Annotated in this window: 13 protein-coding genes; 4 read left to right on the plus strand and 9 right to left on the minus strand. The window is 74.1% G+C overall.

Annotated elements, in window-relative coordinates:
- Positions 1 to 35 precede the first annotated feature (35 nt).
- Entirely contained in the window at positions 36 to 530 is a 495-nt protein-coding gene (locus ACFCY7_RS15085; protein WP_376484857.1) for an Lrp/AsnC family transcriptional regulator, read from the minus strand.
- 159 nt (positions 531 to 689) lie between these two features.
- Between ACFCY7_RS15085 and ACFCY7_RS15090 the strand changes: the two genes are divergently transcribed.
- On the plus strand, positions 690 to 1700 hold the full coding sequence (locus ACFCY7_RS15090) for a DMT family transporter (RefSeq protein ID WP_376484860.1): 1011 nt from the start codon (positions 690 to 692) through the stop codon (positions 1698 to 1700).
- A complete protein-coding gene (locus ACFCY7_RS15095; RefSeq protein ID WP_376484863.1) occupies positions 1693 to 2880 on the plus strand; it encodes an aromatic amino acid transaminase in 1188 nt (395 codons plus the stop codon). Before ACFCY7_RS15090 ends, ACFCY7_RS15095 begins: the two co-directional genes overlap by 8 nt.
- Positions 2881 to 2889: 9 nt before the next feature.
- Here the strand turns inward: ACFCY7_RS15095 and ACFCY7_RS15100 are convergent, their stop codons facing one another.
- The 4 genes from ACFCY7_RS15100 to ACFCY7_RS15115 all read right to left on the minus strand — a co-directional run bounded on the left by ACFCY7_RS15100 (position 2890) and on the right by ACFCY7_RS15115 (position 6672).
- Positions 2890 to 3756, minus strand: a complete 867-nt coding sequence (locus tag ACFCY7_RS15100) for a hypothetical protein (RefSeq protein ID WP_376484866.1) — start codon at positions 3754 to 3756, stop codon at positions 2890 to 2892.
- Complete coding sequence (locus tag ACFCY7_RS15105; RefSeq protein ID WP_376484868.1) at positions 3753 to 5594, minus strand: GMC family oxidoreductase; 1842 nt, start codon at positions 5592 to 5594, stop codon at positions 3753 to 3755. The genes ACFCY7_RS15100 and ACFCY7_RS15105 overlap by 4 nt, the downstream gene beginning before the upstream one ends.
- Positions 5591 to 5965: a hypothetical protein gene (locus tag ACFCY7_RS15110; protein ID WP_376484870.1), complete on the minus strand. Its 375-nt coding sequence runs from the start codon at positions 5963 to 5965 to the stop codon at positions 5591 to 5593. Before ACFCY7_RS15110 ends, ACFCY7_RS15105 begins: the two co-directional genes overlap by 4 nt.
- A gap of 137 nt (positions 5966 to 6102) precedes the next feature.
- Positions 6103 to 6672: a TetR/AcrR family transcriptional regulator gene (locus ACFCY7_RS15115; protein WP_376484872.1), complete on the minus strand. Its 570-nt coding sequence runs from the start codon at positions 6670 to 6672 to the stop codon at positions 6103 to 6105.
- A 63-nt stretch (positions 6673 to 6735) separates the two neighbouring features.
- Here ACFCY7_RS15115 and ACFCY7_RS15120 point away from each other — a divergent pair, with 63 nt between their 5' ends.
- Positions 6736 to 7848, plus strand: coding sequence for an FAD-dependent monooxygenase (locus tag ACFCY7_RS15120; RefSeq protein WP_376484875.1), 1113 nt, complete (start codon positions 6736 to 6738; stop codon positions 7846 to 7848).
- Between the two features lie 177 nt (positions 7849 to 8025).
- Here the strand turns inward: ACFCY7_RS15120 and ACFCY7_RS15125 are convergent, their stop codons facing one another.
- The 3 genes from ACFCY7_RS15125 to ACFCY7_RS15135 form a co-directional block, all read right to left on the minus strand.
- Positions 8026 to 8934, minus strand: a complete 909-nt coding sequence (locus ACFCY7_RS15125; RefSeq protein ID WP_376484877.1) for a M56 family metallopeptidase — start codon at positions 8932 to 8934, stop codon at positions 8026 to 8028.
- The gene (locus ACFCY7_RS15130; protein ID WP_376484879.1) at positions 8931 to 9299 is read right to left on the minus strand and encodes a BlaI/MecI/CopY family transcriptional regulator; all 369 of its coding nucleotides are present in this window, start codon (positions 9297 to 9299) and stop codon (positions 8931 to 8933) included. Before ACFCY7_RS15130 ends, ACFCY7_RS15125 begins: the two co-directional genes overlap by 4 nt.
- 80 nt (positions 9300 to 9379) lie before the next feature.
- Positions 9380 to 10420: an NlpC/P60 family protein gene (locus ACFCY7_RS15135; protein WP_376484881.1), complete on the minus strand. Its 1041-nt coding sequence runs from the start codon at positions 10418 to 10420 to the stop codon at positions 9380 to 9382.
- 192 nt (positions 10421 to 10612) lie between these two features.
- On the opposite strand from ACFCY7_RS15135, the gene ACFCY7_RS15140 reads away from it, so the two are divergent.
- Complete coding sequence (locus ACFCY7_RS15140) at positions 10613 to 11611, plus strand: DUF5937 family protein (protein WP_376484884.1); 999 nt, start codon at positions 10613 to 10615, stop codon at positions 11609 to 11611.
- A 57-nt stretch (positions 11612 to 11668) separates the two neighbouring features.
- Here the strand turns inward: ACFCY7_RS15140 and ACFCY7_RS15145 are convergent, their stop codons facing one another.
- A complete protein-coding gene (locus ACFCY7_RS15145) occupies positions 11669 to 12655 on the minus strand; it encodes an FG-GAP repeat domain-containing protein (RefSeq protein WP_376484887.1) in 987 nt (328 codons plus the stop codon).
- Positions 12656 to 12748: the final 93 nt, after the last annotated feature.

A 12748-nucleotide genomic window follows, 5' to 3' on the forward strand; every position in this document is an offset into this window, starting at 1 on the left:
CGCCGGGCGGGCAGCCGTCGGTGGCCGACCCGGGATCAGCCGCCGGTGCCACCGGTGCGCGGGCGGGACGGGACGCCCGGCCGGGGGTAGACCCTCGACTGCTTGACGCTGCCGAAGGCGAAGCTGGACTCGATCGACGCGATGCCGGGGATGGCGTGGATACGGGTGCGGACGAGGGCCTCGTAGGCCTCCAGGCTCTCGATGACGACCCTGAGCAGGTAGTCGCTGCTGCCGGCCATCAGATAGCAGTCCTGGATGTGGTCGATGAGGCCGACGTGCTGCTCGAACACGTTGACCGCCTCCGCCGTGTGGCGCTCCAGGCGGATCCGCACGAAGACGGTGATCGGAAGGCCGAAGGCGACCTGGTCGACGGTGGCCGTGTAGCCGCCGATCAGTCCCGACTCCTCCAGGCGGCGCACCCGGCGCAGACAGGGGGAGGGGGACAGCCGGATCCGGTCGGCGAGGTCCTGGTTCGACAGGCGCCCGTCCGCCTGAAGCTCGTGGATGATCTGGAAGTCCACGGCGTCCATGGGCTCTCCTTGGCTGGACTTGGCAGATTCTGCCCCCACGCTATGCCTGGAGGGCATAACTGGCAATCGTCTGCCCCGCCCGAAGCCCTAGCGTTGCTGTTCGGGGGTGAAGCCGGACGTCGGTTCCGCCCGAAGGGCTACGAGCGGGAGGAATGGCCGGTGGCCGTAACGCAATCGGCGGGGGAGAGCACGGCGGAGGCGCCGGACAGGCGGGCTCCGTCCGGCGGACAGGACGCGCAACCCCGCACCGGACGGTTCCCGGGGCTCTCGCCGCACGCCGTCGGCATGCTCGCGCTGCTGCTCACCGTGACCATCTGGGCCGCGTTCGCGCTCAGCGCCCGCGCCCTGAGCAGCTCGACGCTGCTGCCCGCGGACGCCGCGCTGCTGCGCTTCGGCGTGCCCCTCGTGGTCCTCGCCCCGGCCCTGTGGCGGCGCAGGCGCCGGCTGGCCGCCGTGCGGTTCGGCCCCGCCGCAAAGATCATCTGCGGTGCGGGGGTCCCGTTCTTCCTCGCCGCCATGTACGGCGGATCCCTCACGTCGGCGGCCTTCGTCGGCGCGATCGTGCCCGGCATGGTCCCGCTGTTCGTCTCGGCCCTCATGGTCGCGGGCGGCAAGAGCGCCCCGCGCGGCACCCAGGCGGCCGGCCTCGCCCTCATCGTGGCCGGCGTCGTGGCCCTGGTGTGGCGCTACACCGCGTCCCTCGACGCGGACGTCCTCCTCGGCACGGGAACGCTGCTCGTGGCCAGCGGACTGTGGGCGCTCTACACCGTGGGCCTGCGGGAGGTCGACCTCGACCCCGTCGGCTCCATCGGCCTGCTGTGCCTGCCCTCCTTCGCCGTCATCGCGCTGCTGAGCCTGACCGGCGTCCTGCCCACCGGCCTCGCCCGCGCGGAGGGCGGCGACATCGCGCTCTTCCTCGTCGTCCAGGGCCTGGGCGTCGGCCTGTGCGCGGGACTGCTCTACGCCTTCGCGATCCGCCGGCTCGGCCCGGAGCGCAGCTCCGTCGTCGGCAGCCTCAGCCCCGTCGCCGTCGTCCTGCTCGCCGTTCCCCTGCTCCACGAGTCGCCGACCCTGCCCGTCGTGGTCGGCGTCCCCCTGATCACCCTCGGTGTCGCGCTCGCCAACCGACGCCGACGCTCCTCCCGAACCAAGGTGTCCGCCGATGCTTGAGCTGCTCCCCGCCCCGCCCGTGGACCCGCTGTGGGACCTGACCGCCGAGTACGCCGCCGACCCGCGCCCGGACCGCCTCAACCTCGTCCTCGGCGTCTACCGCGACCACACCGGGGTCACTCCGGTCATGGCGGCGGTCAAGGAGGCCGAGATGCGCCTGGCGGAACGCTCCGGCTCCAAGGAGTACCTGGGCCTGTCGGGCAACACCGCCTTCAACGACGCCATGCTCACCACCGTCCTCGGCACCGAGGCCCTCACCTCGCGCGCGACGGCCGTCCAGACCGTGGCGGGCACCGGCGCCCTGCGCCTCCTCGCCGACCTCGTACGGCAGACCCGCCCCGGCACCACGGTGTGGATCAGCGACCCGGCGTACGTCAACCACCGCCCCATCCTCGAAGGCGCGGGCCTCACCGTCCGCACGTACCGCTGGCTCGGCCCCGCCGGGCGGCCGGACGACGAGGACCTCCTGGACGACCTCCGCGAGGCGGGTCCCGGCGACGTCGTCCTGCTGCAGGGCTGCTGCCACAACCCCACCGGAGCCGACCCCTCCTTCGGCACGTGGGAACGGCTCGCCGGGCTCGCCGCGGCCAACGGCTGGGTCCCCTTCGTCGACCTCGCCTACCACGGCCTCGGCGACGGCCTCGACGCCGACCTCGGCCCGACCCGGATGCTGGCCGAACGCCTCCCCGAAGTGCTGATCGCCGTCAGCTGCTCCAAGAACTTCGGCCTCTACAGCGACCGCACCGGCTGCGCCGTCGTCCTCGGCTCCTCCGCACGGGCGCTCCGGCACGTCGAGACCGCCCTGCAGAACGCCGCCCGCACCCTCTACTCGATGCCGCCGGACCACGGCGCCGCCGTCGTCGCCACCGTCCTGGGCGACGAGCGCCTGAAGGCCGTGTGGCTCGCCGAACTCGACGTCATGCGCCACCGCGTCACGGCCAACCGGACGGACCTCGTCGCCCACCTGGCCGCCCTCGGCCACGAGGAGCCGGCGCGGGCCCTCGCACGGCAGAAGGGCATGTTCTCGATGCTGCCCCTCACTCCCGAGCAGATGCGCCGGATGCGGCACCGGTCCGGCATCTACGGCACCACGTCCGGCCGCATCAACATCGCGGGCGTCCCCGCGCACCGGATCCCGTTCCTGGCCCGGGGCATCGCCGACGCCCTGCGCACCGCCTGATCGGCACCCCTACGGCCGCGGCCCCGCCGACAGGTAGTACGGGCGGTTGTGGGCGGCCACCGGGGGTGACTGGTACGTCCAGGCGCCCGCCGCCGGTGTGCCGTCCGGGAGGACCGTGCGGAGGTCGCGGCCCAGGTCGCCGTCCGGGGCGTGGACGGTGAGGCGGGTGCGCCCGGAGTGCTCGGCGGCGGAGAGGTCGTACCAGGAGTAGGGCTGGTAGACGTTCATCGGTCCGGCGAGCAGGCGGCCCTCGCGGTCGGTGCCGTAGCCGGTGATCGGGGCGGAGTCGGCCGCGACGGCGGTCAGGCCGTCCAGCCTGGCCGCGAGGTCGAGCAGCGGCGCCGATCCCCGTTCCAGGACGTCGTCCGGACCGACCTCGGCGGCCTTGCAGCGCACGGTCCAGGTCGCGCCCGCGGGTCCGTTGAGGGACGGCAGGCCGACCTCGAACCAGCCGGGGTACTTGGGTTCGGCGTACAGCTCGCGCCCGGCCCTGATCGCGAACGGGTTGTCGCAGACGACGTGCAGGCGGGCGATGCCGAGCAGCTTCGTCTGGTCCCAGCCCCGCGCGTACCGCTCGTAGGTCAGCCGGGGCAGCCGGTCCGCTTCGGCGGTCGGGAAGGCGATGACGTTGAACTCGATCTCCTGGGTGACGCCGCCGCCGAACGCGTACTGGGCGAAGTACAGCTGGTAGTCGAGCGAGACCAGCGCGCGTCCGTCGTCGAACGTGGCCGCGGTCAGGTCCGGATGGTGTTTGGCGAGCAGGGTGTGGACCGGGTCGGGGTCCACCAGCCAGTCGACGCCGATCTGGTGCAACGCCCCGTAGTGGAACGGCAGCTGGAAGGGCTCGGGCACGGGCGGCAGGGGCAGCGGGGTCACGAGGGGGCTCCCGGGGTGGTCGGGCCGGTGGTCGGCAGTCGGTCGCGGGCCGTCAGGTCCGCCTCGACGCGCTCGGCGCTGCGCAGTGCCAGCGCGGCCATGGTCAGGGTCGGGTTGGAGGTGGCCACCGACGGCATGCTGCCGCAGCCCACCGCGTACAGGCCGGGGTGGTCCCAGCAGCGCTGCCAGGCGTCCACCACCGAGGTGGCGGGGGAGTCGCCCATGATGTGGGTCCCGGCCGCGTGGCCGGCCCCGCGGTAGCCGTAGGTGCGGCCGCGGTGCTCGAAGCGCCCCGGCCAGGCCGCCGACGGCGTGTAGTCCGTGTGGTCCTCGGCGCCGAGCAGCGCGAAGAGCTGGTCCGACACGGCACGGGCGGCCGCCATGCCCTCCTTGACGTGCTCGTCGAGGTCGTAGGTGACCAGGGGCCGGGGGAGGCCCAGCGCATCGCGCTCGGACGGGTGGAGGGTGACCCGGTTCGCCGGGTCGGCGCCCTGCTCCATCTCGAACTGGAGGGCGAACTGCCGGCGGAGCCTGTCCCCGAGCGCCGCCCTCAACTCCCCGCCGAGCAGTCCGCGTTCGGTCAGGAAGTGGTCCACGTCGGTCTCGACCGGCCCCTTCGCCCAGATCCAGCCCCACGTCCCGAACTCCACGCGGAACGGCGCCCGCAGCCGGCGCGCCGGGCCCCCGCGGAAGCCCTCGAAGCCCGAGACGGACCCGGGCCCCCGGTAGGACCCCCCGTGCTCGCCCTCGGGCAGCAGCCCCCAGGTCAGCAGGACCGGATGGTCCATCAGGTTCCGGCCCACCTGGCCGCTGCGCCCGGCGAGCCCGGACAGGAGCAGCAGTCGGGCGTTCTCCACCGCGTGGGCGGCGAGCACGACGACGTCGGCGTGCGCGACGGACACCTCCCCGTCGTACGAGCGGTACTCCACGCCCGTGGCGCGCCCCCGCCCGTCGACGAGGACGCGGCTCACCACGGACCGGTCCCGGAGCGTGACGGACGTGCTCCACCGCCCCTGGGTCCTGAGCGGGGTGTACTTCGCGTACGAGGGGCAGTGCGGGATGCAACTCGCGTTGCCCACGCACCGGTTGTCCGGATCGGGCCGCCCGTCCCGTCCGCGCGGGACGTAGCCCCGGCCGCCGTCGAACCGGGGGTCCGGGACGCCGTTGCGGGCGTGCGGGGTGCCGACCACCTTCAGTTCGACCTCGCTCAGGGCGACGGGGTCCTTGACGCGCCGCCCGTCGAGCCGGGTCGCGAGGACGCGGTCCAGACGCGCGGCGGGCAGCGGCCGCATGGGGAACGCGTAACCGTCGGGGAAGCGCAGGCCGAGGTGCGCGCGCTGCTCGTCGGCGTCCGCGGCGACCCCCAGGTGTTCCTCCGCCGCCCGGTAGTGGGGTTCCAGGTCGTCGTAGCCGAGCGGCCACCGCCGCCCGTACCCGAACGACTCGGTGTCGAAGTCCTCCGGCAGCATGCGGGGCGCGAGCCCCGTCCACACGTTGCCGGTGCCGCCGTTCACGCGGACGTATCCGCTGGCGTACGGGAGCGGGCCGTCCTGGCGCAGGTGCCCGGCCGCCCTGAAGCCGGGCGTCCCGTCCGTGCCGGCGAGGTCCGTCACCTCGGGCCAGGGCGCGGCCGGATGGGGCCGGTGGCCGGTGCCGGGCAGTCGGCCCGCGGCCGTCAGGTACGCGGTCAGCGGGTCGGTGTCGGCGCCGTGGGGGCGGGGGTCGGCCGCGCCCGCCTCCAGGACCAGGACCCGGCGCCGCCCGCCCCGGCCGAGCCGGTGTGCGACGAGGGAACCCGCGACGCCGGCGCCGACGACGATCACGTCGTACCGCGTCACCGGCCCGCCCCCTCGGCCCAGCTGCCGTACCCTCCGGGAGCCGCGGCGGGGGCCGTGAGGCCGGCCGCTTTCCACACCAGGCCCTCGGCGTAGGCCCGCGGGGACACCAGGAGCGGTGGGGGACCCGGCCAACTGCCCGTGTACCAGAGGTACGTCAACGCGCGGGCCGACACCCCCAGCTCGCCGTCCAGGGCGCCGGCCGGTTCCTCCGTCCCGCTCAGGAGGCGCCGGTACGGCTCCGCGCCGAGCCGTTCCGCGGCCACCGCCCGGTACGTCTCGACGAGCCCGGTGGCCGTCAGTTCCTCGTCGCCGAAGCCGGTCAGCCGTGCCGACAAGGCGGTGAATCGCTGTGTCTCGTCTGTGTGGGGCACGCGACCATCGGTGCCCCACCGCCCGTCGGCCCATGCCCCGCGCCCTGGGTTCGGCTTGATCGTGACGCTGGGCGCTCCCTCACACGGATGGCGCGGGTCGACCGGGCGTTCGGTGCACGGTCACGTGCGCGAAGGGCTCACGGTCGCGGGCGCAGGCCGTCCATCAGGACGGTGAGGTAGGCCTCGGTCGGGTCGTGGTCCGCGGTCCGGCCGCGGGCGACGGCGTACGCGGTCCGGCCGACGAGCGTCGTCAGGAGGCCGGCGTCGAGGTCGGTGCGCAGGAGCCCGGCTCCGCGTCCGCGGTCGATCATCTCCTCGACGGCGGCGACGAGTTCGGCGCGCAGGGCGTCGGTGGCAGGCAGGTCGAGGCCGGAGAGCCGGTCGCCGACGCCGTGGTGCGCGGCGTGGACGTCCATGAGTTCGGCGAGGAACGTGCGGAGTGCCTCGTCCGGCCGGGTGCTCCCGCGCAGTTCCCGCGCGCGCAGGACGATCGGTTCGAGCAGGCCCGCCACGGCGGCGTCGAGGAGGGCCTCCTTGCCGCCGAAGGCCCGTACGACCGTCCCGGCGCCCAGGCCGGCGCGCTTCGCGATGGCCTCGACGGTCAGGGCGGCGTCCGGCTCGGACAGCAGTTCCGTGGCCGCTTCCAGCGCGAGCCCCCGGTTGCGGACCGCGTCGGCGCGGCGCCCGGCACTCCCCGGCGTTGACATCTGGAACGCTCCTTCCACATACTCATCTGGAATCGTTGTTCCAATTAGCATAGAGGAGAGCACATGAACGAGCGCATCCTCATCTCCGGCGCGAGCATCGCAGGTCTCACCCTCGCCCACCGGCTCGCCCGGCACGGATTCCGCCCGACCGTCGTCGAACGCGCACCCGCCCCGCGCACCGGCGGCAACGGCGTCGACCTGCGCGGCCAAGCCCTGGAGGTTGCCGCGGACATGGGCATCGGGCCCGCCGTCGAGGCCGCGGCCGCCGACGTCCACGGCATGAAGTTCGTCGACGCCGACGGCCGCACCACCGCCCGCATCGACATCCGCACCCCCGGCGCCGTCGAGATCATGCGCGGCGACCTGGTCGCCCTGCTCCGGGAGGAGACCGACGTCGAGTACCTCTTCGGCGCGTCGATCCACACCCTGGAGCAGGACGGGAACGGCGTCACCGTCACCTTCGACGGCGCCGCCCCGCGCCGCTTCGACCTGGTCGTCGGCGCCGACGGCCTCCACTCGAACGTCCGCCGCCTCGCCTTCGGGCCCACCGAACGCTTCCTCCGCTTCAAGGGCCACTACTTCGCCTTCGCCGACGCCGACCCCGCCCTCGGCGAGAACCGCTGGGTCACGATGCACAACACCCCCGGCAAAATGGCCGGCGTCTACCGCTCGGGCAACCACGCCCGGGCCAAGGCCTACTTCATGTTCCGCTCGACGCCCCTCGCCCACGACCACCGCGACACCGGCCGGCAACGGCGTTTCCTGCGCGACGCGTTCGGCGGCGACACCTCCTGGCACGTGCCCCGCCTCCTCGCGGACGCGCTCGACGACCCGGCGCTCTACTTCGACGCCCTCGGCCAGATCCACCTCCCCGCCTGGTCCACCGGCCGCGTCGCCCTCGTCGGCGACGCCGCCTGGTGCGCCTCGCCCGCCTCCGGCGCGGGCGCCGAACTCGCCCTCGTCGGGGCCCACCGGCTCGCGGCCGCGCTCGCCGACCGCCCCGACGACCACACGGCCGCCTTCGCCCGCTACCACGCCACCCACAGCCCCCTGGTGCGCAGGAAGCAGCGCATCGGCCTCAACGTCCGCCTCATGGTCCCCAGGACCGCCGGCGGGCGCCGCGCCCGCGACACCCTCGCCCGCCTCCCCCTCCTCGCCCGGGGGTCCGGCTCCTGAGCGCGCCGGGACGCCCCACCCCCATGTACGGCCAGGTCGTCCACTGCGGACTGCTCAAGGCCGCGGAGCCGGTACGCCTCGACACGGGCCGACCGGACCGCACCGTCGAGTTCAGGCCCACGGGCTCGACGGCCACCTGAAGCAGCCCCCGTGGCGCGGCGCCCGGCCCCGGAGGGATCAGAAGCCGGGCGGGCAGGCGACCAGCAGCGGAAGCAGCGGGACGGCGAGGGCGAGCGAGGCCATGGAGCCGCGGAACGCCGGGTGCGGAGTCCGGTGGGGGCCGAGGACGCGGCTCATGCGGAGCAGCGCCGTCGACCCGCCCACGGCGAAGGCGCCCTCGGGGGCGCGGCTCGCGGCCATCTCGTACATCGCGGTCGCGAGGACCTCGCGGGAGTGGTGTCGCAGCGCGCGATCGTCCGCCGCCATCTCCAGGAGGACGGCCAGCTGCTCGCGGGCGAGGCGCGCCAGCGGAAGCCGGGGGAAGACGGTGGCGAAACCGTGCGCGGCGGCGAGGAGCACGTGGTGGCGGCCGGAGACGTGCGCCCGCTCGTGGGCGAGGACCGCGCCCATCTGCTCCTCCGTCAGGAGCTCCACGGCGGCGTCGCTGACGACGATCCGCGAGCGGAATCCCGGCAGGCAGTACGCCCCCGGCGTGGCATGGGGGAGGACCGTGACGCGGAGGCGCTCGCAGCGCACCCCCACCTTGTCGAGCCGGTCGCGGTGCCGGGCGCGGACGAGCCCCGTGCGGGCGAGGTGGAAGAGGGACGCGGCGACGACGGCGGTGACGACGGCGAGGGGCAAGGCCAGGGCCAGTCGTTGCGCGGTGGAGGGGCTCGGCGCAGGCGCCGGGGCGCCGAGACCGCAGGCGTGCAGCAGGCCGAGCAGCCCCGCGTGGAGGTGCTCGGTCGGCGTCGCGAGCTGGGAGGCGGCGAGCGCCACCGCGAGCGTGAACGACACGGTCAGGGCGAGCCACACGGCCGCGGCCGGCGCGGGGGTCCGGTACGGCCAGGCGCTGCGCGTCATCAGGCGCGGCACGGCGAAGCCCACGACGGCCGCGTACCCCAGCAGGGCCGGGGCCGCGTTCACCCCTTGTCCCGCCGTCCGACGCCGCGGAGGGCCTTGCGGAGGGCGGCGATCTCGTCGGCGTCGAGGTTCTCCACGAACCGGGCGAGAGCCGCCGGCCGGTCCTCGCTGGCCCCCAGGCCGTCCTCCATGAGCGCCGCGGCGTACGCCTCGCGTGACGCGACGGCCTCGTAGTGCCAGACCCGCCCCTCGCGGGTGCGTGTGAGGTGGCCCTTGTGGAAGAGGATGCTCGTGACCGTGGTCACCGTGGTGTAGGCGACGTCCCGGTCCTGGTTGATGTCGTCGACGACCTCGCGGACGGTCGCGGGGCGGTCCCATCTCCAGAAGCGGTCCATGATCTCCGCCTCGAGCTCCCCCAGCCGACGCATGCGCCGTGTCCTCTCCGCCGTTCCCGCACTCGGTTTCATAGTAGACGGGCAGGTCGGGGGGCCGTCGACGGTGCGGGGCGTCAGCCGACGCGCACGCCCCACATGAAGGGCATGCCGCTGCGGGCGATGGACTCGTAGCGCACCTTCGCGCCCGGCTTGGGGGAGTGGAGGATCTGCCCGTTGCCCGCGTAGAAGCCGACGTGGCTCAGGTCGGTGCGCATGATGACGAGGTCGCCGGGCCTGAGGGCGCCGAGGGAGTCGATGCGGGTGCCGATGTTCGCCTGCGCCTGCGACGTGCGCGGTATGGACACGTCGGCCTGACGGAACGCCCACGAGGTGAGGCCCGAGCAGTCGAAGGACGTCGGTCCGCTCGCACCCCAGACGTACGGCAGGCCGACACGGCTCTTGGCGGCGGCGAAGGCGGCGGCCGCGCGCGTCGACGCGCTCGTCTCGTCGCCCAGGTCGACCCGGGCGCTCGCGCGGTCGGCGCGGTCCTCCGCCTCCGCGATCCGCGCACGCTCCTTCGCCGTCAGGGTGTTGAGGAGCCGCTGGGCCTCGCGGAGCTTGCCCTGGATCTCGCCCTTCCGCCGGCCGAGCTCCGTCTGCACCTCGTCCAGGTCGCGCAGTTTCTCGGACGCCTCCGCGCGCTGCTGCCGGAGCGCCCGCTGCTGGGAGAGGAACTGCTGCAGGACGGCCGTCTGCCGGTCCCCGGCCCGGTCGAGGGTGGACGCCCTCTCCAGATAGGTGTCCGGATCGCCGGAGAGGAAGAGCTGCAGGGCGGGGTCGAGACCCCCCGCGCGGTACTGGCCGGCCGCCACCGTGCCGATCCGGTCGCGGAGTTCGTTGAGCTCGCCCTGCTTGCGCGCGGCGGCGTCCTGCAGCGTCGCCACCTGCTTCTTCAGCGTCTCGGCCTTCTCGCCGGCCCCGTTGTACTTCTCCGTCGCCTGTGTCGCCTGCTCGTAGAGCCGATCGATCTGCGCCTGCACGCCCTTCTTGTTCGGGTCGGGCAGCGGGTCCGCGGAGGCGGCCTGCGTGGAGAGGGCGACAGCCGCCGCGGCCGTCACGGTGAGAACCCCGGTACGGCGCGGACCGGTCTGCTTCGGGCGGCGGTGGGAAGCCACGGAGGAGCTCCTTCTCGTCTTGCTCGACCCGCCGGTCGGGGCTGCGCCCCGCGGGCACGGCGGAGCCCCCGCCGCCGCCCGGGTGGGCGGCAGGCCGTGCGAAGGCTCCGCGAATTCTAAGCTTCTTAGTTGCTAAGTCTCAACGAGACGGCCCGGAGGTGCCCGCCGACCGCCGGCGGTACGCTCCCTGGCGTGATCGAGATCATCTTCGGGCCCGACGATCTGACGCGGATACGGTTCGCACGCTCCCCGCTGGAGGAGCTCGTGCACAGCGTCCCCGTGCTCGCCGGCACGCGCCACGCCGTGGTGCACCGGCCCTGGCTGGAGTTCGCGACCGGACGGGTGCGCGGCCTCGACCTGAGGGTGCTGTGCGCGCTCGCCCAGGGCCCGCGGATCGTGCCGGACTTCCTCGCCCCGCCGCCGGAGGCGCTCACCGGACACTTCCGCGACGAACTGGACGCCATCGCCGCGACACCCGCCGACGTCGTACGGACGGCACTGGACGAACTGGGCACGGGGGACGGCCTGCCCGCCCTCCTGCGACCGCTGTACGAGGACCCGGAGCGGGAACTGCCCGGCGTCGTGGACGCGATGGCCGCGTACTGGCGGGCGGCCGTCGAACCGGTGTGGCCTCGGTTGAGGGCCCTGCACGACGCCGACATCGCGCACCGGGCGGGCCAGCTCACCACGGGCGGCCTCGCCAAGGTCTTCGACGACCTCCATCCCGAGGCGCGCTACGAGGTGGACCGGCTCCTCATCGACAAACCCCTCCACTCGGCACGGCGTTCGCCGGACGGTGCCGGTCTGCTGCTCGTCCCGTGCGTCTTCGCGTGGCCGCGGCTCCTCGTCCTGCACAACGAGCCGTACCAGCCGACCCTCACGTACTCGCCGCGGGGGATCGGCCGACTGTGGACGGACGAGGCGTCCGGCGGGACGGCGCAACCGCTCGCCGAGCTGATCGGGCGGAGCAGGGCCGCGCTGCTCGCCCACCTCGATCTGCCGCTGTCGACCAGCCAGTTGGCGTCCTACCTGGACCTCACGTCGGCCGCCGTGTCCCAGCACCTGTCGGTGCTGCGGCGCTGCAGCCTCGTCACCTCGCGCCGCTCGGGGCGCTGGATGCTGCACCAGCGAACGCCGCTGGCGGGGGAGTTGCTGGGCGCTCCGGGGCAGCAAGCGGCCCCGGGACCCTAGGCCCCGGGGCCGCCTCCCCCGTGTGCTGCCGTCCCTGTGGACCCCCGTACCGCAGGATCAGGCGAAGTAGATGCCCTTGGGGTCGACGGCGGACCAGCCGGCGCCGGCGCCGACGGCCGCGGCCCAGTTCGTGTGGCCGCTGCCGGAGCCGTTGTTGGGGAAGTACCTCAGGGCGTCGCCGGTCTTCTGGACGAGATCGGCGCGGTTGTCGCCGGTGAGGTCGGCGAACCAGACGCCCGCCGGGTCCTGGCCGGACCAGCCGCTGCCGGTGAAGTACGCGGTGCCCCACGGCCAACCACCATTGCCTCCGGTGGTGTTGGGGGCGACCAGGAAGCTGTCCCCGAACTTCTCGATGCGCTCGGCGCGCCGGTCGCCGTTGAGGTCGGCGAACCAGATCGCCCGCGGGTCGTGACCGCCGTAGCCGTAGCCGATGGTCACCGCCGAGCCCCAGCTGTTGCCGCTGCCGAGGTTGGGGAAGTACCGGAGCTCGTCGCCGTTCCGGTCGATGAGGTCGGCCCGCCCGTCGCCGTCGACGTCCGCGAACCAGATCGCCGACGGGTCGTGGCCGGACCAGCCGCCGCCGGTGCGGAACGGCAGTCCGGTCCACGGGTTGGCGCCGAACGTCGCCGTGCCGTTGTGGTACCAGACGCGGAAGCTGTCGCCGTCCAGCTGCACGAGGTCCTTGTACCCGTCGTCGTTCAGGTCGGCGAAGTACACCTTGGCCGGGTCGACGCCGCTCCAGCCGCTGCCGTTGACCGCGCTGTCACCGGACCAGGGCCAGACCCGGTCGTCCCCGTCGACGTTCTGCCAGATGCGGAACGAGTCGCCCTCCTTCTTCACCAGCTCGGCGCTCGCGTCGCCGGTGAAGGAGGCGCCGCCCGGGGACAGGGAGCCGGCGGCGGCCGGCGTGGCGGTCCCGGTCGTCCCCGCGACCCCGAGCGCGAGCGCGGTCAGGCCGAGGGCGAGCGCCTTCAGGCCTCGGAGCACACGGGTGGGGCGGGCGGCCGCCGGGCTCGTCCCGGCGGCGGTGGTCATGCTGGTCATGGCCGTCCTCACGGTGGAAGGTGGTGTGGATGTCGGCCCCCGTCACCGGGTGCCGGGACGACCTTCCGCCGAGCGCCCCCACCCCGACCACCA

Origin of the sequence: Streptomyces sp. NPDC056361 (genome assembly GCF_042262805.1) — a bacterium.
GTDB lineage: Bacteria > Actinomycetota > Actinomycetes > Streptomycetales > Streptomycetaceae > Streptomyces.

Coding starts and splice junctions, on each gene's coding strand:
- ACFCY7_RS15085 (WP_376484857.1), bottom strand. CDS start 530: ATGGACGCCGTGGACTTCCAGATCATCCACGAGCTTCAGGCGGACGGG.
- ACFCY7_RS15095 (WP_376484863.1), top strand. CDS start 1,693: ATGCTTGAGCTGCTCCCCGCCCCGCCCGTGGACCCGCTGTGGGACCTG.
- ACFCY7_RS15115 (WP_376484872.1), bottom strand. CDS start 6,672: ATGTCAACGCCGGGGAGTGCCGGGCGCCGCGCCGACGCGGTCCGCAAC.
- ACFCY7_RS15120 (WP_376484875.1), top strand. CDS start 6,736: ATGAACGAGCGCATCCTCATCTCCGGCGCGAGCATCGCAGGTCTCACC.
- ACFCY7_RS15130 (WP_376484879.1), bottom strand. CDS start 9,299: ATGCGTCGGCTGGGGGAGCTCGAGGCGGAGATCATGGACCGCTTCTGG.
- ACFCY7_RS15145 (WP_376484887.1), bottom strand. CDS start 12,655: ATGACCAGCATGACCACCGCCGCCGGGACGAGCCCGGCGGCCGCCCGC.